Annotated in this window: 24 protein-coding genes; 7 read left to right on the top strand and 17 right to left on the bottom strand. The window is 67.9% G+C overall.

Annotation, left to right across the window (positions count from 1 at the left end; translation table 11 throughout):
* The 4 genes from HHUB_RS11760 (at window position 1) to HHUB_RS11745 (ending at window position 2,532) form a co-directional block, all read left to right on the top strand.
* A complete protein-coding gene (locus HHUB_RS11760) occupies window positions 1-390 on the top strand; it encodes an ArsR/SmtB family transcription factor (protein ID WP_059057794.1) in 390 nt (129 codons plus the stop codon).
* The gene (arsB, locus tag HHUB_RS11755) at window positions 383-1,528 is read left to right on the top strand and encodes an ACR3 family arsenite efflux transporter (RefSeq protein WP_059057793.1); all 1,146 of its coding nucleotides are present in this window, start codon (window positions 383-385) and stop codon (window positions 1,526-1,528) included. The genes HHUB_RS11760 and arsB overlap by 8 nt, the downstream gene beginning before the upstream one ends.
* A gap of 87 nt (window positions 1,529-1,615) precedes the next feature.
* The gene (locus HHUB_RS11750; RefSeq protein ID WP_059057792.1) at window positions 1,616-2,035 is read left to right on the top strand and encodes an arsenate-mycothiol transferase ArsC; all 420 of its coding nucleotides are present in this window, start codon (window positions 1,616-1,618) and stop codon (window positions 2,033-2,035) included.
* A 44-nt stretch (window positions 2,036-2,079) separates the two neighbouring features.
* Window positions 2,080-2,532 carry a DUF5814 domain-containing protein gene (locus HHUB_RS11745; RefSeq protein WP_059057791.1) on the top strand — a complete coding sequence of 151 codons (453 nt, stop codon included), beginning with the start codon at window positions 2,080-2,082 and terminating at the stop codon, window positions 2,530-2,532.
* Here the strand turns inward: HHUB_RS11745 and HHUB_RS11740 are convergent, their stop codons facing one another.
* Genes HHUB_RS11740 through HHUB_RS11730 form a run of 3 tightly spaced genes read right to left on the bottom strand, consistent with a single transcriptional unit; the run spans window position 2,533 to window position 4,508 of the window.
* Entirely contained in the window at window positions 2,533-2,937 is a 405-nt protein-coding gene (locus HHUB_RS11740) for a CopG family transcriptional regulator (protein ID WP_059057790.1), read from the bottom strand.
* A gap of 46 nt (window positions 2,938-2,983) precedes the next feature.
* A complete protein-coding gene (locus tag HHUB_RS11735; RefSeq protein WP_059057789.1) occupies window positions 2,984-3,574 on the bottom strand; it encodes an RPA family protein in 591 nt (196 codons plus the stop codon).
* Between the two features lies 1 nt (window position 3,575).
* Window positions 3,576-4,508, bottom strand: coding sequence for a replication factor A (locus HHUB_RS11730; RefSeq protein ID WP_059057788.1), 933 nt, complete (start codon window positions 4,506-4,508; stop codon window positions 3,576-3,578).
* 201 nt (window positions 4,509-4,709) lie between these two features.
* On the opposite strand from HHUB_RS11730, the gene HHUB_RS11725 reads away from it, so the two are divergent.
* Complete coding sequence (locus HHUB_RS11725; protein WP_059057787.1) at window positions 4,710-5,705, top strand: mannose-1-phosphate guanylyltransferase; 996 nt, start codon at window positions 4,710-4,712, stop codon at window positions 5,703-5,705.
* A gap of 1 nt (window position 5,706) precedes the next feature.
* On the opposite strand, the gene HHUB_RS11720 is transcribed toward HHUB_RS11725, so the two are convergent.
* On the bottom strand, window positions 5,707-6,177 hold the full coding sequence (locus tag HHUB_RS11720) for a Tfx family DNA-binding protein (RefSeq protein ID WP_059057786.1): 471 nt from the start codon (window positions 6,175-6,177) through the stop codon (window positions 5,707-5,709).
* A gap of 121 nt (window positions 6,178-6,298) precedes the next feature.
* Here HHUB_RS11720 and HHUB_RS11715 point away from each other — a divergent pair, with 121 nt between their 5' ends.
* Window positions 6,299-8,365, top strand: a complete 2,067-nt coding sequence (locus HHUB_RS11715; RefSeq protein WP_143417640.1) for a hypothetical protein — start codon at window positions 6,299-6,301, stop codon at window positions 8,363-8,365.
* An 86-nt stretch (window positions 8,366-8,451) separates the two neighbouring features.
* Window positions 8,452-10,521 carry a hypothetical protein gene (locus tag HHUB_RS11710; protein ID WP_059057784.1) on the top strand — a complete coding sequence of 690 codons (2,070 nt, stop codon included), beginning with the start codon at window positions 8,452-8,454 and terminating at the stop codon, window positions 10,519-10,521.
* On the opposite strand, the gene HHUB_RS11705 is transcribed toward HHUB_RS11710, so the two are convergent.
* The 13 genes from HHUB_RS11705 to ahaH all read right to left on the bottom strand — a co-directional run bounded on the left by HHUB_RS11705 (window position 10,518) and on the right by ahaH (window position 21,989).
* Window positions 10,518-10,982, bottom strand: coding sequence for a TRAM domain-containing protein (locus HHUB_RS11705; protein WP_059057783.1), 465 nt, complete (start codon window positions 10,980-10,982; stop codon window positions 10,518-10,520). The two genes, HHUB_RS11710 and HHUB_RS11705, sit on opposite strands and share 4 nt — an antisense overlap.
* A gap of 53 nt (window positions 10,983-11,035) precedes the next feature.
* Window positions 11,036-11,425, bottom strand: coding sequence for a DUF6276 family protein (locus HHUB_RS11700; protein ID WP_059057782.1), 390 nt, complete (start codon window positions 11,423-11,425; stop codon window positions 11,036-11,038).
* Between the two features lie 47 nt (window positions 11,426-11,472).
* Window positions 11,473-12,153, bottom strand: coding sequence for a V-type ATP synthase subunit D (locus tag HHUB_RS11695; RefSeq protein WP_059057781.1), 681 nt, complete (start codon window positions 12,151-12,153; stop codon window positions 11,473-11,475).
* A gap of 61 nt (window positions 12,154-12,214) precedes the next feature.
* Window positions 12,215-13,243, bottom strand: a complete 1,029-nt coding sequence (locus tag HHUB_RS11690) for a Brp/Blh family beta-carotene 15,15'-dioxygenase (protein ID WP_059057780.1) — start codon at window positions 13,241-13,243, stop codon at window positions 12,215-12,217.
* Window positions 13,234-13,968, bottom strand: coding sequence for a lycopene cyclase domain-containing protein (locus HHUB_RS11685; RefSeq protein WP_272948271.1), 735 nt, complete (start codon window positions 13,966-13,968; stop codon window positions 13,234-13,236). The genes HHUB_RS11690 and HHUB_RS11685 overlap by 10 nt, the downstream gene beginning before the upstream one ends.
* Window positions 13,969-14,034: 66 nt before the next feature.
* A complete protein-coding gene (locus tag HHUB_RS11680; protein WP_059057779.1) occupies window positions 14,035-15,453 on the bottom strand; it encodes an ATP synthase subunit B in 1,419 nt (472 codons plus the stop codon).
* Complete coding sequence (locus tag HHUB_RS11675; RefSeq protein ID WP_059057778.1) at window positions 15,453-17,204, bottom strand: ATP synthase subunit A; 1,752 nt, start codon at window positions 17,202-17,204, stop codon at window positions 15,453-15,455. The genes HHUB_RS11680 and HHUB_RS11675 overlap by 1 nt, the downstream gene beginning before the upstream one ends.
* Entirely contained in the window at window positions 17,201-17,545 is a 345-nt protein-coding gene (locus HHUB_RS11670) for a V-type ATP synthase subunit F (RefSeq protein ID WP_059057777.1), read from the bottom strand. Before HHUB_RS11670 ends, HHUB_RS11675 begins: the two co-directional genes overlap by 4 nt.
* Window positions 17,542-18,591: a V-type ATP synthase subunit C gene (locus HHUB_RS11665; protein WP_059057776.1), complete on the bottom strand. Its 1,050-nt coding sequence runs from the start codon at window positions 18,589-18,591 to the stop codon at window positions 17,542-17,544. The genes HHUB_RS11670 and HHUB_RS11665 overlap by 4 nt, the downstream gene beginning before the upstream one ends.
* Window positions 18,588-19,175, bottom strand: a complete 588-nt coding sequence (locus tag HHUB_RS11660; RefSeq protein ID WP_059057775.1) for a V-type ATP synthase subunit E — start codon at window positions 19,173-19,175, stop codon at window positions 18,588-18,590. The genes HHUB_RS11665 and HHUB_RS11660 overlap by 4 nt, the downstream gene beginning before the upstream one ends.
* 21 nt (window positions 19,176-19,196) lie before the next feature.
* On the bottom strand, window positions 19,197-19,466 hold the full coding sequence (locus HHUB_RS11655) for an ATP synthase subunit K (protein WP_059057774.1): 270 nt from the start codon (window positions 19,464-19,466) through the stop codon (window positions 19,197-19,199).
* A gap of 5 nt (window positions 19,467-19,471) precedes the next feature.
* The gene (locus tag HHUB_RS11650) at window positions 19,472-21,670 is read right to left on the bottom strand and encodes a V-type ATP synthase subunit I (RefSeq protein WP_059057773.1); all 2,199 of its coding nucleotides are present in this window, start codon (window positions 21,668-21,670) and stop codon (window positions 19,472-19,474) included.
* Window positions 21,657-21,989, bottom strand: a complete 333-nt coding sequence (gene ahaH / locus HHUB_RS11645) for an ATP synthase archaeal subunit H (RefSeq protein WP_059057772.1) — start codon at window positions 21,987-21,989, stop codon at window positions 21,657-21,659. The genes HHUB_RS11650 and ahaH overlap by 14 nt, the downstream gene beginning before the upstream one ends.
* Window positions 21,990-22,027 lie beyond the last annotated feature (38 nt).

Below are 22,027 nucleotides of genomic sequence, written 5' to 3'. Positions count from 1 at the left end.
ATGGCTCAGAGCTCCGACCGGCTGCGTCGGTTGCTCGCCGACGAACTCGGGGAGTGCTGTGACGGCGACGTCGAGCGGCGTCTCGACGAACTCCACGGGCTCGCCGACGACGCGTTCGACGACGACACCCAGTCCGTGTTCGCGGTGCTCGGCAACGACACCCGCTACCGGCTCGCGCGCGTGCTCGCCGAAAGCGACGGCGAGCGCTGCGTCTGCGAGCTCGAACCGCTCGTCGACGTCTCCGACAGCGCGGTCAGCCACGCGCTCTCGGACCTCGTCGACGCCGGACTCGCCACCCGCCGGAAGGACGGCAACTGGCGGTACTACGACGCCACCGCGCTCGCCGACGACCTCTTCGCCGCCGCCGACCGCGGGGTGAGCAATGAGTAACGCCCACGAGCACGGCCCGAACTGCGGCTGCGAGGCCTGCGGCGACCCGCGCTCGATGGACGTCCTCGACAAGTACCTCACCGTCTGGATCTTCGCCGCGATGGCCGCCGGCGTCGGCCTCGGCTACGCCGCGCCGTCGGTGACCGCGCCCATCCAGGACCTCCACCTCGTGGAAATCGGCCTCGTTCTGATGATGTACCCGCCGCTGGCGAAAGCCGACTACTCGCAGCTGCGCGCCGTGTTCAGCAACTGGCGCATCCTCGGACTGAGCCTCGTCCAGAACTGGCTCATCGGCCCGACGCTGATGTTCGCGCTCGCGGTCGTCTTCTTCGGCGGCGTCGTCCCCGGGCTGCCCGCGCGCCCCGAGTACTTCCTCGGGCTCGTGTTCATCGGGATGGCGCGCTGCATCGCGATGGTGCTCGTCTGGAACGAACTCGCGGAGGGCTCCACGGAGTACGTCACCGGGCTCGTGGCGTTCAACAGCCTCTTCCAGATTCTCACGTACGGCGTCTACGTCTGGCTGTTCGCGCTCGTGCTCCCGTCGGCGTTCGGGCTGGATGCCCTCGCCGCCGGCGTCACGAGCTTCGACGTCACTCCCGGACAAGTCTTCGAGGCAATCGTCGTCTTCCTCGGCGTGCCGTTCGCCGCGGGCTTTCTCACCCGCTTCGCGGGCACGCGGCTCCGCAGCGAGGACTGGTACGAGAACGAGTTCGTCCCGAAAATCGACCCGCTGACGCTCGTCGCGCTCCTGTTCACCGTCGTCGTGATGTTCGCCACGCAGGGGAACAACATCGTCGCCGCGCCCGGCGACGTCCTGCTCGTCGCCGTTCCGCTCACTGTCTACTTCGTCGTGATGTTCCTCGTGAGCTTCGGGATGGGGAAGGGCATCGGCGCGGACTACTCCACGACCACCGCCATCGGCTTCACCGCCGCCTCGAACAACTTCGAACTCGCTATCGCCGTCTCCGTCGCCGTCTTCGGCGTCGGCTCCGGCGTCGCGTTCGCCACCGTCGTCGGCCCGCTCATCGAGGTGCCGGTCCTGCTGGCGCTCGTGAACGTCGCGCTGTACTTCCAGCGCCGCTACGACTGGACCGACCACACTACCGGCAGCCTCGACGCCCCACTCACCGATGACTGAAACAACTACACTCTCGTTCGTCTGCGTGCAGAACGCCGTCTCACCTGCGGTGCGACGTGCTCTGCACGCTCGGCGAGAGGTGGTCGCGTGACGACCACCCTCGCCTTTGTCTGCGTGCAGAACGCTGGCCGCTCCCAGATGGCGTACGCGTTCGCCGAGCGCGAACGCGTCGCCCGTGGCCTCGAAGCCGAAATCGACCTCGTGACCGGCGGCACCGACCCCGCCGACCACGTGCACGAAGAGGTCGTTGCCGCGATGGCCGACGCCGGCTTCGACCTCTCGGACCGCACGCCCCGGGAAGTCACGTTCGAGGAAGTCCGGGACGCGGACTACGTGATTACGATGGGCTGCTCCGCCGAGGACGTCTGTCCGGCGGGCTGGGCGGGCGAGAACCGCGACTGGGACTTAGACGACCCCGACGGCCGCTCGCCCGAGGCGGTCACACGGATTCGGGACGAGATTCGGGAGCGAGTCGCCGCCCTCTTCGACGAACTCGGCGGCGACTGACGACGATACGCTTTTCCACGGCTGCCGCCTATCGTGGGGTGACTGTGGCCGTCACGGACAAAATCTACGTGAAGAACCACCGGCAGATAGCGTCCCAGATAGACACGCGCTTCCCGAAGAGCGCGTTCAGCGGCGCGACCCTGGACATCCTCTTCACGGGCGACCTCTCCGAGTTGGACGAAGCCACCCGCGACAAAGTCCTGGACTTCTCGGAGGACTTCCTCGACTGCGGCTGTGACTCCAATCCGTACTGCGGGCACCCCGAGCGGAAGTTCGTCAAGTACCTGCTGGACCTGCGCGCGCAGGGCCTGGACCCCGAATCGATGGTCGACGTGATGACCCAAGACTACATGGTGTACGCGTATCCGGGCGACCTCTACTCGTTCCTCGACGACGCGGTCCGCACGCTGGAAGCCGTCGAGGACCTCGCCGAGGTGGACGGCCGCCAGGAGCAGGCCGAGCGCGCGACCAGAGAGAAACGCGAGCTGTCGCGGTAGCTACCCGAGCTGGTAGGGCTCTTCGTCGTCGTCGCCGTCCAGCTCTTCGAGGTGGATGACCTCCTCGACGTCGCCCTCCGATTCGACCTGCTCGCGGAGGTGGTCGATGTACTTCTTGTGCTCCTCGAGCTGGTCGCGGAGGTGTTCGGCTTCGAGTTCGAGGCGCTCGTGCTCGCGCACGAAGCTCTTCGGAACCTCGACTTTCGGCGGGAACTCCTCGCCGTCCACGGACTCGGGCTGGTTCTCGGGGACGACCCGGACCTGGCCGTCGTGGGCGACCAGCGAGTCGACGTAGTCCCGGAACACGGCGGACAGCGAGAGGTCGCGCTCCTCGGCGATGTCCCGGAGCGCGTCGAACGTGTCCTCGTTCACGCGGAACGAGATGGTCTTGTTCTTGTTCCCCATTCGGGGGAGGATAAGGAAACGAGCCCTATAAGCGTTTGTCAGACGGTCACGCGTCGGCCGGCACGTCGGCTTCCGTGTCGAAGTCTTCGAGCGCTTCGAGGAGCGCGCGGCGGTACGGGGAGACGTCCTCGCCGTACTCGGCGCGGGCGCGCTCGGCGTACTCGTTGCCCTCGTCGTCGAACGCGTCGAGGCGTTCGAGCGTGCGCTCGGCGGTCTCGACGACCCAGCGGTCCCGGGTCGCCTCGTCGACCGGCGTGATGGATTCCGGTCGCAGGGAGACGTTCACGGACCCGTCGTCGGTCTCGAAGGTCCGCGGCTTCCCGACCACGGCGACGTACTGCGGCGTGTCGGCGTCGCGGAGCGCGGACGCCGCTTCCGGCTGGTACTGGCCCGCGTACACGAAGAACGTCCCGGTCGGGTCCACGACGCGGCCCCGCCAGTATTCGGAGTCCTCGCCGATGTCCTCGGTCTCGGTGAGCGTGCCGACGACGAACACGCGGTTCGCGCGCTCCCCGGTCGGCAACAGCGCGTACAGCGGCGCGCGCTCGTCGTCGGACTCCTTGAACGTGAACTCGGCGTCGTTGAACTCGGCGGCGAAGGCGCGGCGTGCGACCTCGCGAGTGGGTGCGTTGCTCATGTTATATCGACCTCGCTTCGATGAGGACGGCTTCCGGGTCCGTCGGCCCGCCCAGCTGTTCGGTGTCGTTGGCGAGCACGTACCGGCCGAACGTCGGGCCGGTCACGCGGTAGTAGCGCCCGAGCACCGTCTCGCGCATCTCGTCGGCGACGACGGTGGTGTCGAGGGCGTCCTTGGCCATCTGCTTGGCTTCTTCGAGGCCGATGCCGGTCAGCGCCTCGGTCGCTTCCTCGTCGAAGATGACCTCGTGGACGTCGCGGCCGTCGTCGAGCACGCCCTTGATGCGGAGGTCGAATTCGCCCTCCACTTCGCCGTGCTCGTTGCAGCGGCCGTTCTGGAGGACGCGCGTGCAGTCCTCCTCGGGGCAGCGCTTGATGAGGCCGCTCCCGGACTGGATATCCACGAGCGCGCCCTCGACCTCGTCCTCGTTGTCGCCGACGTCGAACTCCTCGTCGACCTCCTGGATGGAGGTCGTGCGGTTGAGCTTCACGGAGTACCGGCCCTGGTACTCGTCGGTGACGACGTTGCCGAGGCGGTAAGTCTGGCCCTCCTGGAGGTCCTGGAGGTCGGATTTCGCCCACTTCGTGAACTTGATGGTGCCCGTCGGGTCGCCGAGCAGGCCGACCTGCCCGACCGAGTCCGAGCGGGGCTCCCAGAGTTCGACGACCTTCGCAGTGAGGTCGACCCACTGCTCGGGTTCGTCCACGTCCTCCACTTGGACGGTCTCGTTGCCGCCGCCGCCCGCGAGGTCGTCGCGGTCGAGGCCGGCCTCGTCGAGGTAGTGGTTCTCGACGGAGCGCCGCGCCTCGTCGAGCGGGACTTTGTACTCGGAAACCAGTTTCTGTAGCCGTGCTTCTACGTCGTCGACGGTGGCGTCGACGTGCTCGGAGAACTCGTCGTGTATCTCCGCAGCGGTGTCTGAAAGGTCGCTCATGGTCGTATTCGTCTCCGCGTGTTTTCGGTGGGAGACGTATCGGGGTTGGTGCGCTACCGTATTTAAATTGTCGTAACCGGGGTGAAAGTGGTGCGCGGCGCCGCGGACAGGCCTATAACGCGAGGGCGACAACCTCGATTCGATGCACTGCTCGCCCGAGGTCTGCGACGAGACGCCGCCCGCGAACCGCGGTGGTCCCGCGTGGTGACCACGGCCGCCGTCCTGCTCGCCGGCGGCACCGGGACGCGGCTCTACCCCGCGAGCCGCAGCCACCGCCCCAAGCAGTTCCTCGCGCTCGGCGACGACGACCGCAGTCTCCTCCGCCGGACCGCCGACCGCGCCGGCTTCGCCGACGAGCTGTTCGTCGTCACCCGGGAGTCGTACGCCGACCGCGTCCGCGACCTCGTTCCCGAAGCGACTGTCCTCGTCGAACCTGCGGGCCGGGACACCGGCCCGGCGCTCGCGTACGCCGCCAGCGAAGTCCGCCAGCGCCACTCCGACGCCGTCATGCTCTGCCTGCCCAGCGACCATGTCGTCGGCGACGGCTTCCGGTCCACGGCCGAAACAGCCGTGGACGTGGCGGCGCGCACCGACGCACTCGTCACGCTCGGCGTCGAGCCCGACCGCCCCGCCACCGGCTACGGCTACATTCAGCCGGGCGCCGACCACGGCGACCACTACGCCGTCGAGCAGTTCCGCGAGAAACCCGACGAGCAAACGGCTCAGGAACTCCTTGACGCTGGCTGCTACTGGAACGCGGGGATGTTCGCGTGGACGCCCGACGCCTTCCTCGACGCCGCCCGCGACGGCCCGCTCGACGCGGTCGTGGACGCGCTCGAAGCCGGGAGCGGCGTCGAGGACGCGTTCGACGCAATCGAGCCGGTGAGCGTGGACTACGCGGTCTTGGAGCGCGCCGAGGATGTCCGCGTCGTCCCCGCGGACTTCGCGTGGGACGACGTCGGCGCGTGGGACGCGCTGTTGCGCCTCGCCGACGAGAAGAACGCGACGCTCGGCGACGCGCTCGCCATCGACGCCTCGGGGAACGTCCTCGCCAGCGACGACAAACACGTCTCCGTCGTGGGCGCCGACGACCTCGTCGTGGCGGCGTTCGACGACCGCGTGCTCGTCGTACCGACCGACGACGCCCAGCGCGTCCGCGAGGTCGTCGCGGAACTCCGCGAGGACGACCGGTTCTGAGCTACTCGTCGCCCTCTCGCACTTGGATGTCACCGTCGCTGGTCACCGACACCAGCAGCGGCGCGTGCACGCCGCGGCCGCGGACGGCCGACCCGGCGGCGTCGCTGACGCGCTTCATCACCTCGGGCGCGGACAGCGACACCTTCACGTTCGCCTCGTCGCAGGCCGCGTACACCATCTCGGGGACGTCGTAGAGGTCGGTGTCGGCGTCGATTTCCACGCGAACCGGCGCCTGCAGCGCCTCCGCGAACGCCACCGTCTCCCGGGACTTCGCGACGTTGTCCCGCGCGCTCGCCTCCACCTTCGAGATGTTCGCGCGCGAGGTCCCGAGCTGCTCGGCGATGGCGGCCTGCGAGGCGCCGCGCTCGCGCAACGCCAGTACCTCCGCCTGCCGGCGCGTCAGCACGCTCTCCGTGGCGTCGAAGCCGGCGCTGGCCAACACCTCGTCGGCGTCCGGAACCCCCTCGTCCATGTGTACGCGGACGCCGCCGGAACGCAAAAACCCCGTGGACGGCGCCCCAGAATCCTTTTACGCGAACGCGGCCTTCCTCCACCATGAACGAGTGGCCTGCTTCTGGGTGGGGTCGCAGGCTGTGACGGTCCTCGTCGACGCGCTCGACGACGGCCCGGGAGTCCGAATTCGCGACACCTCGGAGGGTGAAGCGGTAGCGCTGCGTACCGACTGCGAACCGAATCCCGAACCCGCGAGTACGGACGGGTTCACGATGCCCGTCGACACTGCGGTCGAAATCGACGCCCGCGAACTCCACTCGCCGTCATTCGAGGTCGTCGTCTTCTGGCAAGACGGCGAGGTTTCTCACCGCGCAACACCGAACGACGCACCACGCCTCCCGCGCGGAACGTACGAAATCGACTTCTCGCCGCCCGCGGCGAAACTCTATGTACGCGTGGAGGACGCCGAGCCGACCGCGGAGTTCGTCGACGACCACGTCTATCTGGATTTCGGCGACGCAAGTCGCGTCGTCGTCGGCGTTCGCTCCCATCACGAGACGCCAGTAGCGACGGTGACGACGACGGACGACCCGCGGGATTTGATGGCGGCGGTGTCGACGTTCGGGTCGGCGCTGAAGACGCACTCCCCGGATAGGTCGTGGCCGACGCTACGGGGGCACCCGCCAGCCATCGAGCACGGTAGCGAACTCGACATTCCCGACCAGGTTGCGCCTCCAGATACAGGAGTGCACATCGAGGTGCCGCCGGAGTACGGCGCCATCTACACGGTGGCGCCGCTGGCGTACTATCTCGGTGCCACTGTCGAACCGGGGAATCGGCCGCGACTGATTATGGGTGGGCAGAGCGTAGACTTGGACGCGGACGACTTGGCGGGGAGCGTGCGGTCGGTTCTGGAGCACGTGTTCACGTTGGACTGCGTCGTCAGAATGGCAGGCGTCTACCCGTTTCGAACGACTGCCGTCGACGAGTTGGAGGACCGAGTTACGCTGGATTACGAGACGCTGTTCGAGCTGCCCCTCGCCGAGCGAACGGCGGCGTACATGGACGTGGCGCGGTCGGCGACGGCGGGAATTCTGGAGTGGCACTACACGGCGGACGTGGCAGCAGACTCGGCGTACGCGCCGGCGTTGCCGTACTTGGTGGACGAACTCGCGCTCGTGCGGAGTCCGCCACAGCAGTCCGGACAGGTCGACCTGACGCCCTCCCTGAATGCGCTTCGAGAGAGTGACGGTGCGGTCGCTCGTTCGGCCGCCGACACCACGTTGGCGCAGCTCTCGGGTGTCGTTCCGTCGGACACCGAAACTCCTGGCCGTTCGTGGGTCGCCGACGAGTTCTCGCCGAGTGCGGCAAATCCTACGGTTGGGTCGTTCCGGCGTGGGTTCGAGTGGCCACAGGGCGACGACCCGCTGGACGTACACGTGGTGTACAACGACGCGCGGCTGGACGCCAGTGACGAGACGGCCTACGACACCCACCAAATCGCCCGGACGGACGTTCGGGTGTCCCACTCGCTGACGGCCGCGGAATTGCGGGAAGCGCTGTACGAGGAGACGGACTTCCTGCACTTCGTGGGGCACGTCACCGACGATGGGATGGTGTGTCCGGACGGGACGTTGGACACACGGACGCTGGCGAAGACCGGAGTAAGCGCGTTCTTCTTGAACGGGTGTCGGTCCTACGAGCAGGGGCGGGCGTTGTTGACGGCGGGGAGTGTCGGGGGTATCGTCACGGTCGACGACGTGGCGGACGACGTGGCGGGGCGGGTCGGGCACGACATCTCGCTGCTGTTGGACAGCGGCTTCCCGCTGTACGCGGTGCTGGACGTGCTCGACCGAGCGGGGATGCCTGCAGAGCGCTACTCGATTCTCGGGAGTGGGACGCTCGCCTTCCGTCGTGACCCAGGTGGGACTCCGTCGATGTACGACTTCGACACGGACGACTTCGACACTGATTCCGACACTGCCTCGGTGAGCGTCCAACAGTATCCCTACGACGAGAACGGGATGGGTACGTTCGTCGCTCCTTCGTACACCGCTGTCGATGGAGTCATCGCCGACGGCAGTGTTCGTCGCGACCCAATCTCGTACTCGGAGCTCGAACGGCTGCTCGACGCCTCTCCGGCACCCGTACTGCTCGACGGCGAGCTCCGATACACACCGAATTTGACGATGGCGGACTTCGAGTGAGGCGCACGCGGACCGAATGTTTTTAATCGAAACACCCAACAGTCCAGTATGGTCTGGGGAGCGACTGTGGGCCGGGGCCGCGAAGCGTGACGGTCCACGTCGACGCGCTCGACGACGAAGATGGGTTGCGCGTACGGGATACCTCCGAAGGCGAGCAGTTCCCACTGTACACGGACCGGGCCGTCGACCCGACGCCGGCATCGACGGAGGGCTTCACGATGCCCGTGGACGCGGCGGTCGCCGTCGAAGCGCGCGAGTTACGGATGCCGACGTTCGCTGACGTGATTTTCTGGCGCGACGGTGAAGCCGTCCACCGCACCGAGTCCGGGGAAACCTCCGAGCGACTGCCGCGGGGCACCTACGAGGTCGACTTCTCGCCACCCGATGCGAAGCTGTACGTGCGCGTCGAGGACGCCGAGCCGACTGCTCGCCTCGACAGCGATCGGTCAGTTCTCGTGATAGAGGCCGCGACGCGGATGGTCGTCGGGATTCGGTCGCACCACGAGACGCCGGCGGGGACAGTGACGACGACGGACGACCCACGAGACTTGATGCAGGCGGTGTCGACGTTCGGGTCGGCGCTGAAGACACACTCGCCAGATAGGTCGTGGCCGACGCTACGGGGGCACCCGCCGGCCATCGAGCGAGGTGATACGCTGAATATCCCACCCGAGGTCGAGACACCGGACACCGGGGTGCGAATCGAGGTGCCGCCGGAGTACGGCGCCGTCTACACGGTGGCGCCGCTGGCGTACTACCTCGGTGCCACCATCGAGCCGGGGACGCGGCCACGAATCGTCGCGGCCGGCCGCAGCCGCGACCTCTGCGTCGACGCCCTCGCCGAAAGCGTGCGCTCGGTACTGGAGCACGTGTTCACCCTCGACTGCGCGGTGCGGACAGCTGGCGTCTTCCCGTTCCAGACGACCGTCGTCTCGGAACTGGAGGCGCGCGTGGACCTGAATTACGAGCGGCTGTTCGAGTTGTCGCTGGACGAGCGGACGGCCGAGTACCTCGACGTGTCGCGGTCGGCGACCGAAGGATTGCTCGACTGGCACTACACGGCGGACGTCGCAGCAGACCCGGCGTACGCACCGGCGCTCCCTCACTTGCTCGACAACTTGGCGCTGGTTCGGAGCCCGCCGCGCCGGGACTCGGAGGTCGACCTCACGCCGTCCCCGAACGCGCTCCAGTCCACGGACGGCGCGCTCGCACGGTCCGCGAGCGCGACAACGCTGACGCAGCGCTCTCTGGTCGTGCCGGCGGACGCCGAGACGCCCGGCCACTCGTGGGTCGCCCCCGGGAACGCGGTCCGGGCGTCGAACCCGACGGTGGGGTCGTTCCGCCGGGATCTCTCGGCGTCGGCTGACGACGGCGCGCTCGACGTCCACGTCGTGTTCAACGACGCCCGCCTCCAGCAGGGCGACGTCTCCCTGTTCGACTCTCACCCGTACCGGGAGACGGACGTGCGGGTGTCCCACGACCTGTCGTCGGCGGAGCTACGGGAGGCGCTGTACGAGGACGTGGACTACTTCCACTTTGTGGGCCACGTCACGGACTCGGGGATGATGTGCCCGGACGGGGCGTTGGACACCAGAACGCTGGCGCGGACGGGCGTGAAGGCGTTCTTCCTGAACGGCTGCCGATCCTACGAGCAAGGCCGCGCACTGTTGACTGCCGGCGCTGCCGGCGGCTTCGTCACGGTCGACGACGTCGCCGACGACGACGCGCGGTCGGTCGGCGAGATGGCAGCCGCCCTCCTCGGCGTGGGGTTCCCGCTGTACGGGATTCTCGACGCGCTCGAACTCGCCGGCACGCCGGCCGATCGGTACACCATCCTCGGCGACGGGCAGAGCCACATTCGACAGAGCCACTCCAATATCTCCGTTCTCCACGTATTCGACACCGACGCTGTCCAGGCGACGTCCGGAGCGTGGCCAGTGTCCATCCACCACTACCCGCACGCGAAGAGCGGCATCGGTGGGATGTCGGCGTACTCGCACACGGACACGCCCTCGGCCATCTACGACGCGTCGGTACGAGAAACGACGCTCCCGCAGTCAGCACTAGAGGCGTTCTTCGCGGACTCGGGTATCCCGGTGCTCATCGACGGCGAAGTCCACCTCACCGACGACCTCTCGGTCGAGCAGTTCCGCTAGTTACCCCAGAAGTTCTCGCGGCTGCCGAGACGCTCGCTCTCAGCTTCCGCTTCCTCGCTTTCCTCGGCTTCTTCGTCTACTCCCTCGCTTTCTTCGGCTTCTTCGCCCTTCTCATCGTCGGGCTCGTCAGGGAGCTTCTCGATGAGATCGGCGCGCGCGTAGTTCGGCTTCACTTTCGTAATCTCGGCTTTCACGCGGGCCGGCGGCAGCACGCCGTCGACCATCACGATGAAGCCGCTCTCCTCCTGCCGGCCGACGCCGGCACCGCTCTCGTGCATGTCGTCGACCTCCAGTACGACCTCCTCGCCGGGCACCACGGGCGCGGTCTTCAGGTCCTCGATGGGCTGGCTGTAGTGGTTGCACCACTCCATCCCGCCGCGGTCGCCGTAGTGTTGACACCCCATCCCTTCAATCTGCTCCTGAAAACTGGGGCATTCGTCGGCGAGTGGACAGTCTGCCATACAGGCCGTTACTGGCCGGTCGGCTAAACCCTTGCGGCACGCCGTCGCCGCCCCTAGATGAGCTGTTCGAGCTGGCGGCGGCGCTTCGCGAGGTCGAGATGCGGGTCGAGGCCGTCGTCGGCGGCGAGGCGGTCGAGCACGAGCAACACGTCGACGCCGCGGCGCTCGGCCTCGGTGGCGACCCGCTCGGCGTCGCCGCGGTGGACGACCAGCCGGTCGAGCAGCGCGAGCAGGCACGCGACGACGGCGCCGCTCTCGCCGGCCGGGAACGCGTCGCTGACGCGCGCGAACTCGGGGTACTCCGCGGGCGCGTCGTCGGCGGGCGACACCCGCAAGCAGTTCGTGCACAGCGCGGCCGCCGGCCTGTCGTCGGGGAGGTAGTCACTGACGGCGTCGGGCACGTGGAAGGAGAGTTCGTCGCCGCCGCAGTTCGAACAGCTCATACCCGGACGAGGCGCGGCCACCACTTAGCCGGCGTGGACGAGGCCGGTCAGTCAGCCAGCGCTTCCTCGGCGGCCTGCGCGGCTTCCTCTTCCTCCTCCTCGTCTTCCTCTTTCTTCGCCTTGACCTTCTTCATGCGGAAGATTTCCTCGCGCTCCTGCTCCTCGAGCTTCTGCTCGATGTACTCCTGGCCCTCGTACAGTTCGGGGAGGAGCTTGAACTCCAGGGCGTTCACGCGGCGCTTGGTGGTCTCGATTTCGGTGAGCATCTTCTTCATCGCGGTCTCGACCTCCGCCGCGAGCACGATAGATTCGAGGAGCTCCTCGTAGGCTTCCGCGGCCTCGTCGATGCGCGCGCTCGTGCCGAGGATGCCGTAGCCGCGCTCGTCGAGGCTCTTGCGGACCTTCGAGGACTCGATCTGCGGGACGACGACGCCCATGATGTTCCGGGATTCGACCGTAATCTCGGGGTGTTCTTCGAGGGCGGCCGCCGCGCCGCGGACCGACATGTCGCCCTCCATCGCGCGCGCCATATTGATCTTCTTCTGGGCGGTCTCGTAGTTGGCTTCGAGGTCCTCGCGGACGTCCTGCGCCTGGTCGAGGATGTCCATGAACTCCATGATGAGGCCGTCGCGCTTCTGTTCGAGCGTGTCGTGGCCCCGCTCGGAGAGTTCGATGCGGTCCTCGATCTCCATGAGGTTCTTCCGGGTGGGTTTGATGTCCTGGGCCATCTGTTCTCTTGGCGGGGACTTCTGGACGGAGGGAGGTAAACGTTTCCTGTCGCTGCCGCCGCTACAGCAGCCCTGCCGCGCGGTCCATCCACGTCACCACGGCGACGTGGGGGAGGGTCAACACCGCGACGAACGCCAGGTACAGTCCGGTCGCGCCTTCGAGGGTCGTGGGTGGGTTCGGGACGGCGACCCAGAAGCCCGCGAGTAACGCGAGCGCGGCGACCGTCAGCGGCGCGGCCTCGCGCGCGAACCGGCCGAGCGGCCCACGGAGGTCGCCGGACGCGAGCGCGCGCCGCGAGCCGTCGTCGACGGCGACCGCGCGGGCGACGTGGCGGACGGCGTGCCACAGGCAGAAGTAGACGCCCACCGCGAACACGGGCGGGACGACGAGGAAGAACGCACAGAGGCCGACGGTTTCGGCGGCGTCGATGCGCCACGTGGTCGGCGGCGACTCGGCGGTGGCGAGCCGGTTCGCGGCCAGCGTCGCGACGGTCACGACCGCGAACGCGGCGCCGAGCGCGAGTCGTGCGTCGGGCGCGAACAGCCACAGGTCGCCCACGTTCCCGCCGAACGGCGCGGCGAACGCCCCGACCACGTCGCGGTACGTCTCGGGGTGGCCCAGCAGCGGCACGAGCATCGGGAGGCCGCCGCGGACGACGCCGGTCGCTACGCGTCGCGCGCGCGAATCGAGGTAATCCTCGTTCAGTAGCACGGCCAGCGGGTAGACGTCGCCCTGCCCCCAGTGGAGCCACGTCAGCGCGACGAACGCTAGCGCCGACGCGACCGGCCACGCGAACCACGCCGCCGCGTACGCGCCGCCGAGCACGAGGTAGAGAAGGCCCACCACGGCGAGCCAGCGCCCGGTGACGCGGCCCGTGACCGCGCGCGGGAGCGCGACGTAGTCGATGGCGCCGTGGGGCAGGCCGAACAGCACGACGCTGGCGACCAGCGGCGCGTACCGCGCGGTCGTGGACAGCTCCACGCCGGCGAGCGTCGGGAGCGCCGCGACCGCGACGCCGACCCAGCCGACCGCGAGCGCCGGCCGCGCGAGCGTGCGGCGAACGCGCTCGTCGAGTCGGGTCACGCCCATCGAGCGACCACCCAGTCGAACAACACCAGCCCCTGCACGACGAAGAGGTTCGTCACGAGGAAGAACGCGCCCTCCTCGATTGGGAGACCCGCGACGGCGACCCCCGTGGCGTACTCCGTCGAAATCGTCCAGATGCCGTCCGCGAGCGCGACGCGGTCCGCGGTGGCGAAGTACAGCGTCGGCGCGCCGACGCCGACGGCGACGGTGCGGGAGCGCGCGAGCAGGTACCGCCAGCCCACGCCCCACTGGAGTGCGAGGACGGGGCCGGCCCACGCGAGAATCGCGCCGAGGTAGAACGTGCTCGCCGTCCCGAGGAACGCGATGCCGGCGGCCGTGACGGCGAGGCCGGCGAGCGCGCCGGCTGCGGCGTCCCGCCTTGCGGGCGTGAACTCCGGGTCCGGCGAGTCGGCGACGCGTTGCACCCACAGCCCCGCGACGATGGTCTGCATCGCCACGAACGCGTACTCCTCGATTGGCGCGAGCCACAGCGTCGCCACCACCGCGTCGGCGCCGTACGTCCAGACGCCGCGGCGAATCAGGTAGTTATCCCACGGCGTCGTGTACGCCAGCGCGAGCACGAGGAGGATGCCGACGCCGACAAGCGACCACCACTCGTCGCGGCGGTCACGCCAGCGAAGCACGGCGAGCGCGGCCAGTGGCGGCGCGACGAACGCGGCGAGGAACTGGAGGTACGTCGCCATCAGGGCGCCCTCTCGTCCGTGCACACGCACGGCTGGTCGTTCGCGCGCGGTTCCAAAAGATTCGTGGACGGCACGCCGCGAGCGCGGCGGTTAGTCGGCGGCCGCGGCCTCTTCGGCCTCGGCCTCGTCCTCGACGTAGTACTGCTCGATGAGCTCTTCGTCGACGCGGTTGAGCTCCTCCTTCGGGAAGAGGCTGAGCAGTTCCCAGCCGATGTCCAGCGTCTCCTCGACGCTGCGGTTCGTGTCGAAGCCCTGGTCGACGAACTCGTCCTCGAAGCGGTCCGCGAAGTCCAGGTAGAGGTTGTCGCGCTCGGACAGCGCTTCGCGGCCGACGATGTTCACGAGGTCGCGGAGGTCCTCACCCTCCGCGTACGCCGCGTACAGCTGGTCGGAGACGTCGCCGTGGTCCTCGCGCGTGAAGCCCTCACCGATGCCGTCGTCCATCAGCCGCGAGAGGCTCGGGAGGACGTTCACGGGCGGCGTCACGCCCTGACTGTCCAAGTCGCGGTCCATCATGATCTGTCCCTCGGTGATGTACCCCGTGAGGTCCGGAATCGGGTGGGTGTCGTCGTCGCCCGGCATCGTGAGGATGGGGATCTGGGTGATAGACCCGTCCTGACCCTCGATGCGGCCGGCGCGCTCGTAGAGCTGCGCCAGGTCCGTGTACATGTACCCGGGGTAGCCACGGCGGCCGGGGACCTCCTCGCGGGCCGCGCCGATTTCGCGGAGCGCCTCGCAGTAGTTGGTCATGTCCGTCAGGATGACGAGGACGTGGTAGTCCTTCTCGAAGGCGAGGTACTCCGCCGTGGTCAGCGCCATCCGCGGCGTGACCGTCCGCTCGACGGCGGGGTCGTCCGCGAGGTTCATGAAGACGACGCTGCGTTCGAGCGCGCCGGTGCGCTCGAAGTCGTCCATGAACTCGTTGGCCTCCTCGGCCGTGATGCCCATCGCGCCGAAGACGACCGCGAACTCGCTGTCCTCGTCGTCGCCCTCGTCTTCCTCCGGGACGGAGGCCTGTCGCGCAATCTGGAGCGCGAGGTCGCTGTGAGGCAGGCCGGACGCCGAGAAGATGGGGAGCTTCTGCCCGCGCACGAGCGTGTTCATGCCGTCGATGGCCGAGACGCCCGTCTGGATGAACTCCTCGGGGTACTCCCGGGCGTGGGGGTTGATCGCTTCGCCGACGATGTCGCGGCGCTCGTCGGGCACGATGTCCGGGCCGCCGTCGATGGGCTGGCCGGAGCCGTCGAGGACGCGACCGAGGAGGTCCTCGGTCACGGGCATCTTCAGGGTCTCGCCGAGGAACCGCACCGAGGCGTCCTGCCCGATGCCCTCGGTGCCCTCGAAGACCTGAATCGCGACGAACTCGTCGCTGGACTCGAGCACCTGACCGCGCTTGACTTCGCCGTCGGGCGTCTCGATTTCCACCATCTCGTCGTAGGCCACCGGCTCGTCGATGTCGACGTACACCAGCGGGCCGCTGACTTCCGAGATTGTCTTGTACTCTTTCATTAGTAGAGGTCCCGTAGTTGCTCGCTGAGGTCGTCTTTCAGCTCCTCGATGTACTCGTCCCAGTCTTCCTGGACGCCCATGCGGTTGAGCCGCGGCGCCGCGTCGACGTTCTGAATCTCGTCGACCGGGACGCCGGCTTCGAGCGCGTCGAAGGCCTCGTCGTTGAACGTCTTGATGGCCGTGAGCATCTTGTACGTCTTCGCGGGCTCACAGTTGGTGTCGACGTCGTGGAGCGCGTTCTGCTGGAGCCACGCCTCGCGGAGGTAGCGGGCCACCTCGAGGGTGAGCTGCTGGTCGTCCGGCAGCGCGTCCTTGCCGACGAGCTGGACGATCTCCTGCAGTTCGGTCTCCTCGTCGAGGACGTCGACGGCCCACTGCCGGACCTCTGGGAAGTCCTCGGAGACGTTCTCGCGCCACCAGTCGTCGAGCTGGTCCTTGTACAGCGAGTACGACTCGTTCCAGTTGATGGCGGGGAAGTGCCGGCGCTCGGCGAGGTCCGCGTCCAGCGCCCAGAATGTCTTCACGATGCGCAGCGTGTTCTGGGTGACCGGCTCGGAGAAGTCCCCGCCCGGCGGGCTGACCGCGCCGACCACGGACACCGACCCCTCGTCGTCGTTGAGGGTGGTGTAGAGGCCCGCGCGCTCGTAGAACTGTGCGAGGCGAGCGGCGAGGTACGCGGGGTACCCCTCCTCGCCCGGCATCTCCTCCAGCCGCGAGGAGATTTCGCGCATGGCCTCGGCCCACCGCGAGGTGGAGTCGGCCATCAGCGCCACGTCGTAGCCCATGTCGCGGTAGTACTCCGCGATGGTGATGCCCGTGTAGATGCAGGACTCGCGGGCCGCCACCGGCATGTTCGACGTGTTCGCGATGAGGCACGTCCGCGCCATCAGCGGGTTCCCGGTCTGGGGGTCCTCCAGCTCCGGGAAGTCCTCGATGACTTCCGTCATCTCGTTGCCGCGCTCGCCGCACCCGATGTAGACGACGATGTCCGCGTCGGACCACTTCGCGAGCTGCTGCTGGGTGACCGTCTTCCCGGAACCGAACGGCCCCGGAATCGCGGCCGTCCCGCCCTTCGCGAGCGGGAACAGGCCGTCCTGAATCCGCTGGCCCGTGACGAGCGGCGTCCGCGGCGTGTGCTTGTCCTTCGAGGGACGCGCACGCCGAACCGGCCACTCCTGGCGCATCGCGATTTCCTCGCCGCTGTCGAGGACGGCGACGGGCTCGTCGACCGTGTGCTCGCCGGACTCGATTTCGGTGACCTCGCCGCCGTCGCTGCGCGGCGGCACGAGCACCTTGTGCTCGATGCTGACCGTCTCGTCGACGGTGCCGAGGACGTCACCGGCCTCGACGTGGTCGCCCTCCTCGACGGCGGGCTCGAAGTCCCACTCCTTCTCCAGGTCGATGCCGGGCGCGTCGACACCGCGGTCGAGGAACGCGCCCATCTCGCCCTGCAGGACGTCCAGCGGGCGCTGGACGCCGTCGTAGATGGAGTCCAGCATCCCGGGGCCCAGGTCGACGGTGAGCGGCTCGCCCGTGTTGTCCACGGGGCCACCCGGGCTGATGCCCGAGGTCTCCTCGTAGACCTGGATGGTTGTTACTTCGCCTTCGATTTCGATGACCTCGCCCATCAGGCCTTCGTCGCCCACGTAGACGACGTCGTTCATCTGGGCGTCGAGGTCCGTGGCGGTCACGACCGGACCGCTCACGCTCTCGATTACGCCGGAGTCAGTGATTTCTTCTGCTTGACTCATTCGTTGGATTCTTCGTCTTCTTCGGCCATCAGGTCGATGCCGATGGCTCGCTTGATCTGGTCGCGCAGTCCGCTCCCGCCGGCGGCGCCGCCGCCGATGGTCACGAACGTCGGCTCTACGCTCGTCTCGACTTGTTCGCGGACCTGCCGCGAGAGCGCGTCGAGGTCGTCGTCGTGCATCACTGCGATGCCGACGTCCTCGTCCTCGAGCACCGACTCGACAGCGTCGTCGAGCGCCTCGTCTTTCTCGTCCTGCGGGACGTTCTCGAACTTCCGAACGCCCGCGAGCCGGAACCCGGTGGTGAAGTCCGGGCTGCCGACGACGGCAATCTCCTGGCTCATAGGATGATCAGCTCCTCCTCGATTTCCGCCTCGCTCAGGCCGGCCTCGCGGCCGCGAGCGATGGCGCGGATGTTGTCCACTTCGCGCTCCTTCGCGAGGATGTACGCCAGCACCGGGCACACCGACAGCGGGTAGACGTACGAGAGGTGGTCGGAGTACTCCAGCAGCGCCCGGTCGAGGGCGTGCTCGAAGCCGATGAGGCTCTCGGCGTCCTCCAGCTCGTCGAGCGCCCGCGAGAGCTCGTCGCCGTACTTGCTCTCGCGGATGCGGCTGACCAGCGTCGAGCGGTCCGCGACGAGCTGCCCGACCTCCTTCCGGTCGAACAGCGCGCCGCCGTCGATGAAGTACTCGGCGGGGTCGACGTCGGCGCCCGAGCGCGCCAGCCGCAGCGCGTTCCGGACGTTCCGGAAGTCGATCTCGGCTTCGAGGAACTCCCGGTAGAGCTGCGCGGCCTCGCCGCGCGCGGACGCGTCGGGCACGAGGTTCTCGTAGTACGCGCGGTCGACCGCGTTCTCCAGCGGGACCAGCGTCCCGGACTCCTCGTAGGCCTCGAACGCGCCCTCGAGGTACGTCTCGAACAGCGTGTCGTCGAGCAGCTCGACGACGGACTCGATGGATTCGGCGGCGACCAGCCGGTCGAGGAACTCGTCCTCGAACTCGCCGGCGTCGATGAGGTCCTCGCGGACCTCCGCCTCGGAGGCGTCCGAGTAGAGCCCGCGCAGCACGGTCTTGACGTTCCACGCGTCGAACTTGCGGAGGTAGCGGACGACCTGCTCGTAGAGCCGGCCCTCGCTGTACCGCAGCAAGTCCTGGAAGTCGCTGGCGAGCGTCTCGTTGAGCGCGTGCTCGACGAGATCGACGCCGCTGAACCGCGAGCCCAGCGCGTTCACCGCGTCCTCGTACTGGGTTTCCTCCATGAACCGGGCGATTTCGCCCGTGCCCATGCGGAGCAGTTTCCGGTACTCGTCGTCGCTGAACAGGCTGGCTCGGCGGTGGCGGACGCGGGCGACCACGTACTCGTAGTTTGCCGACCCGTACACGCTCATTGCTCCTCGTCGAAGAGGCGTGCGCTGATTTCCTTCAGGTTGTTCTCCCAGGCGTCGTCGATGACCGAGTCGAACGTGTTGTTCACGCGGACCCGGGACGTCTCGCTTTCGACGACGACGCCGCCGAGGCAGTCGCGCTCGCCGGCGTACTCGTAACCGTCGTAGTCGTCGAGGATGTCCGAGATGAGGGCCTCGTCGTCCGCGCGGCCGTAGACGCTGACGTCGCTGTCGGCGTCGAACTCGTCGGCCGCGGCGTCGATGAGGGCGCGAGTGAGTTCCTCGCGGTCGTCGCCGTCGATGGCGGCGATCTCCTCTTCGACGGTCTCGCGGACGTCTTCGAGGGCGTCGCGGCGCGCTTCGAGGCGCATCTGCTTGGCCTCGAGCTTCGCGCTGGAGAGGCGCTGCTCGCGCTCCCGCTCGATCTCGCGCTCGGCTTCGGCCTCGGCGTCAGAGCGAATCTCCTCGGCGTCGGCTTCGGCGTCCGCGACGATCTCGTCGGCGCGCGATTCGGCATCCGACCGAATTTCCTTCGCGCGCTCGCGGGCCTCGTCTCGAATGTCCTCAACTACTGTTTCCAAGCTCATAGATGGAGAGAGGGCGCGGTGTTAGTACGCGGACGGCACGACGAAGACGACGACCAGCGCGAGGATGACCAGCGTCTCCGGGAGGACGGTCAGAATCAGGCCGGAGCCGAAGAGGTCCTGGTCTTCCGCGATGGCGCCGACGGCGGCGCTACCGATGCCGCGCTCCGCGTACCCTGCGGCGAGAGCGGCGAGGCCGACTGCGAGTGCGGCCGCGGACTGCGGGGTGATGACGGGGCTGCTGCCAGCCGTTTCCTGTGCAATCGTGGCGAATTCGGGGAGTGTCTCGATCATGTCAATTAGTCCTCAGTGGTGTAGTTTCGCTGGTAGCCGAACGGGTGATACTTCTCGCCACCGCCCTCATAAAACTTGTTAAAGAACTCCACGTATTCGAGGCGTAGCGTCTGTAAGCCGGCCGATGTGACGCCGAGCGCGAGCACGAGGAGGTGGCCGACGACCATCACGAGGGCGCCGGCGACCATTCCTGCCGCACCGGAGTGAATCAGCCCGGGGAACAGCACCTCGCCGCCGTGCGTGGCGGTGCTGAACAACATGAAGTGTGTTTCGTGGGCGGGTTGCGCGATTTCGAACAGGCCGAACATGTATTCGACCGTGCCGCCGCCGTGCGTCTCGACCTCGTAGGCGCCGAACACGAGCAGATTCACGACGTACGCCATGCCCGCCTTCGCGAGCAAGACCGCCGCAATCCGCGTGTACGAGACCGTGTTGACGAGCGCGTACGTCGGACTCTCGAGGAGCCCTTCCACGCCCTCGCCGATGACGACCAGCACGAGGCCGAGCAGCGCGACGGCCAGCGCCGCCATGCCGACCGACGCCGGCAGTTCGACGACGCGGTACAGCAGTTCGGGACGGGGCCCGCTCTCGCCCTGCAGGTGGCTGCTGAACAGCCAGACGCCGAACCCGACCATCAGCAGCATCGGGCCGCCGCTCTCCGTAATCGCGTCGCGGGCGCCGTGGGACTTCAGGTCGTTGACGAAGCCGAACAGGTAGCCGATGCCCAGGTGGACGATACCGAACACGAGGCTCGCCGCGAGCCAGAGCTGGGCGAACGCGCCGACGTGCAGCCCCTTCTTCAGGGGCGCGTCGGGGAGGCCGAGCGCGCCGTGCCACACGTACTCAGTGATCAGGTGGAGGCCGAATATTTCGCCGTACAGCACGCCGAACAGGGCCGTGAATCCACCTGCCCACATCGCGACGCCGCCGAGCTTCGAGAGGATTTCGCTGTCGAAGCTGCGGTACAGCCAGAAGCCGATGGCGGCGTACAGGATGCCGTACCCGAGGTCGCCGATCATGAACCCGTAGAACGCCGGGAACGTCAGGAACAGCACGACTGTCGGGTCCAGTTCCGTGTACTTCGGTCGGTTGATGACCTCCGTCAGCGCCTCGAACGGCCGCGCGACGCTGGGGTTGTCCTGGATGACCGGCGGGCTGTCGTCCTCGTCGAAGTCGGCGGCCGTCCCGCCGTCCGTGGCGGTCTCGGCGTCCGCGTCGTCGGTGACGGGCTCCGGCTCGTCGCTGGGGCCGTGGTGGCCGTGGCCGGACGCCTCGTAGTCCGCCTGTTCGAGCTCCTCGACGGCGGCGTGCTCGCCGACCGCGTCTTGAATCGCTTCGACGAACGTCGCGTACTCGTCGCTGGGAATCCACCCTTCGGCGACGAACGCGCGCTCGGTTGTCGCGAACTGCAGCGGGACTTCGGCCTTCTGGACGTCGATGGAGAGCTTCTCCTCGGTGGCCAGCAGGAAGCCCGCGTGCTCCACGCGGAGGTCGTCGAGCTCGCTCTCCACGCTGTCGAGCTTCGACTCGACGGTGTCGCGCTCGTGGCGGAGGTCCTCGACGTACGCCTCGGGGCTGCCCTCGGCGTCCGGGACCTCCAGTCGCCCGAACTCCACGCCGACGAGCGCGTCGTCGAGCGCGTCCGGGTCGTCGCCGCGCGGGTACGCGAACACCGCCAGCGTGTCGTCGCCCTCGAAGACCTCGAACGCCTCGATGGCTTCCGCGGTCCGGAGTTCGTCGCGGACGGCGTCGGCGTTCCCCTCACCGACCGCGACCTGCAGGCTGTCGTAGCCGCCGAGCAGGTCGAGGTCGATGCCGAGGTCCGCGAACGGCTCGACGGCGTCGATGCGCTCCTCGACGTCGCGCAGCTCGTCCTCGAGCTCGCCGTAGCGGTCGTCGAGCTCGTTGACTTCGACGCGAATCTCCTCGAGTTCCGTCTCGAGGGCTTCGTCGGTGACGATGCGGGTCGGGCCGGCGTCGGCCTCGTCGACGTCGAGCGTCGATTGAAGGGACCGCACCGTGACGAGCTTCTCGGAGGCGTCGTCGGCGCCCTCCATCGGGTTGCCGTTGTCGAACCCCTCGATTTTGCCGTCGTAGTCCGAGAGGTGGACGAGGTTGAGGTCGTGAATCGTCTCGATGACGTCGTCGATGACGCGCTTCGAGCCCGTCACCGACACCTTGCTCATGCGCTCAGGTCTGAGCATGTACCGCCTCCTCGAACTGTTCGACGGCGTACGCGACCGCGTCCTCCTCGTTCTCCTCGGCGAGGGCTTCGAGCTGCTCGCGGTCGGCCTCGCCTTCCTCGAGGATGCGGTTGCGTTCCGCCTCGATGTCTTCGCGTGCCTCTTCGAGTCGCTGTTCTTTCAGCTCGCGGGCCTCCTCTTCCGCTTCGCTGCGGATTTCATCGGCCCGCTTCCGGGCTTCGGACAACCGCTGCTCGCGGTCCTCCTCCGCCTCGGCCACGATGTCGTCGGCGTCCGATTCAGCCGATTTGATGTCTTCAAGAACCTCTGGCCTTGGCATACACTCTTACCGGGCGGACCTTTGGCCACGGCCTATAT

It is taken from the genome of Halobacterium hubeiense (genome assembly GCF_001488575.1).
GTDB lineage: Archaea > Halobacteriota > Halobacteria > Halobacteriales > Halobacteriaceae > Halobacterium > Halobacterium hubeiense.
Note: the sequence above shows the minus strand (reverse complement) of the source record. Positions and strands in the feature narration are given on the sequence as shown.

What these genes read in the sequence shown, in the direction of transcription:
- HHUB_RS11720 (WP_059057786.1), bottom strand. Translation starts at nt 6,177, where the DNA reads ATGGACGAGGGGGTTCCGGACGCCGACGAGGTGTTGGCCAGCGCCGGC.
- HHUB_RS11680 (WP_059057779.1), bottom strand. Translation starts at nt 15,453, where the DNA reads ATGAAAGAGTACAAGACAATCTCGGAAGTCAGCGGCCCGCTGGTGTAC.
- ahaH (WP_059057772.1), bottom strand. Translation starts at nt 21,989, where the DNA reads ATGCCAAGGCCAGAGGTTCTTGAAGACATCAAATCGGCTGAATCGGAC.
- HHUB_RS11670 (WP_059057777.1), bottom strand. Translation starts at nt 17,545, where the DNA reads ATGAGCCAGGAGATTGCCGTCGTCGGCAGCCCGGACTTCACCACCGGG.
- HHUB_RS11735 (WP_059057789.1), bottom strand. Translation starts at nt 3,574, where the DNA reads ATGAGCAACGCACCCACTCGCGAGGTCGCACGCCGCGCCTTCGCCGCC.
- HHUB_RS11695 (WP_059057781.1), bottom strand. Translation starts at nt 12,153, where the DNA reads ATGGCCCAGGACATCAAACCCACCCGGAAGAACCTCATGGAGATCGAG.
- HHUB_RS11740 (WP_059057790.1), bottom strand. Translation starts at nt 2,937, where the DNA reads ATGGGGAACAAGAACAAGACCATCTCGTTCCGCGTGAACGAGGACACG.
- HHUB_RS11690 (WP_059057780.1), bottom strand. Translation starts at nt 13,243, where the DNA reads ATGGGCGTGACCCGACTCGACGAGCGCGTTCGCCGCACGCTCGCGCGG.
- HHUB_RS11700 (WP_059057782.1), bottom strand. Translation starts at nt 11,425, where the DNA reads ATGAGCTGTTCGAACTGCGGCGGCGACGAACTCTCCTTCCACGTGCCC.
- HHUB_RS11760 (WP_059057794.1), top strand. Translation starts at nt 1, where the DNA reads ATGGCTCAGAGCTCCGACCGGCTGCGTCGGTTGCTCGCCGACGAACTC.
- HHUB_RS11705 (WP_059057783.1), bottom strand. Translation starts at nt 10,982, where the DNA reads ATGGCAGACTGTCCACTCGCCGACGAATGCCCCAGTTTTCAGGAGCAG.
- HHUB_RS11675 (WP_059057778.1), bottom strand. Translation starts at nt 17,204, where the DNA reads ATGAGTCAAGCAGAAGAAATCACTGACTCCGGCGTAATCGAGAGCGTG.
- HHUB_RS11665 (WP_059057776.1), bottom strand. Translation starts at nt 18,591, where the DNA reads ATGAGCGTGTACGGGTCGGCAAACTACGAGTACGTGGTCGCCCGCGTC.
- arsB (WP_059057793.1), top strand. Translation starts at nt 383, where the DNA reads ATGAGTAACGCCCACGAGCACGGCCCGAACTGCGGCTGCGAGGCCTGC.
- HHUB_RS11730 (WP_059057788.1), bottom strand. Translation starts at nt 4,508, where the DNA reads ATGAGCGACCTTTCAGACACCGCTGCGGAGATACACGACGAGTTCTCC.
- HHUB_RS11660 (WP_059057775.1), bottom strand. Translation starts at nt 19,175, where the DNA reads ATGAGCTTGGAAACAGTAGTTGAGGACATTCGAGACGAGGCCCGCGAG.
- HHUB_RS11650 (WP_059057773.1), bottom strand. Translation starts at nt 21,670, where the DNA reads ATGCTCAGACCTGAGCGCATGAGCAAGGTGTCGGTGACGGGCTCGAAG.
- HHUB_RS11655 (WP_059057774.1), bottom strand. Translation starts at nt 19,466, where the DNA reads ATGATCGAGACACTCCCCGAATTCGCCACGATTGCACAGGAAACGGCT.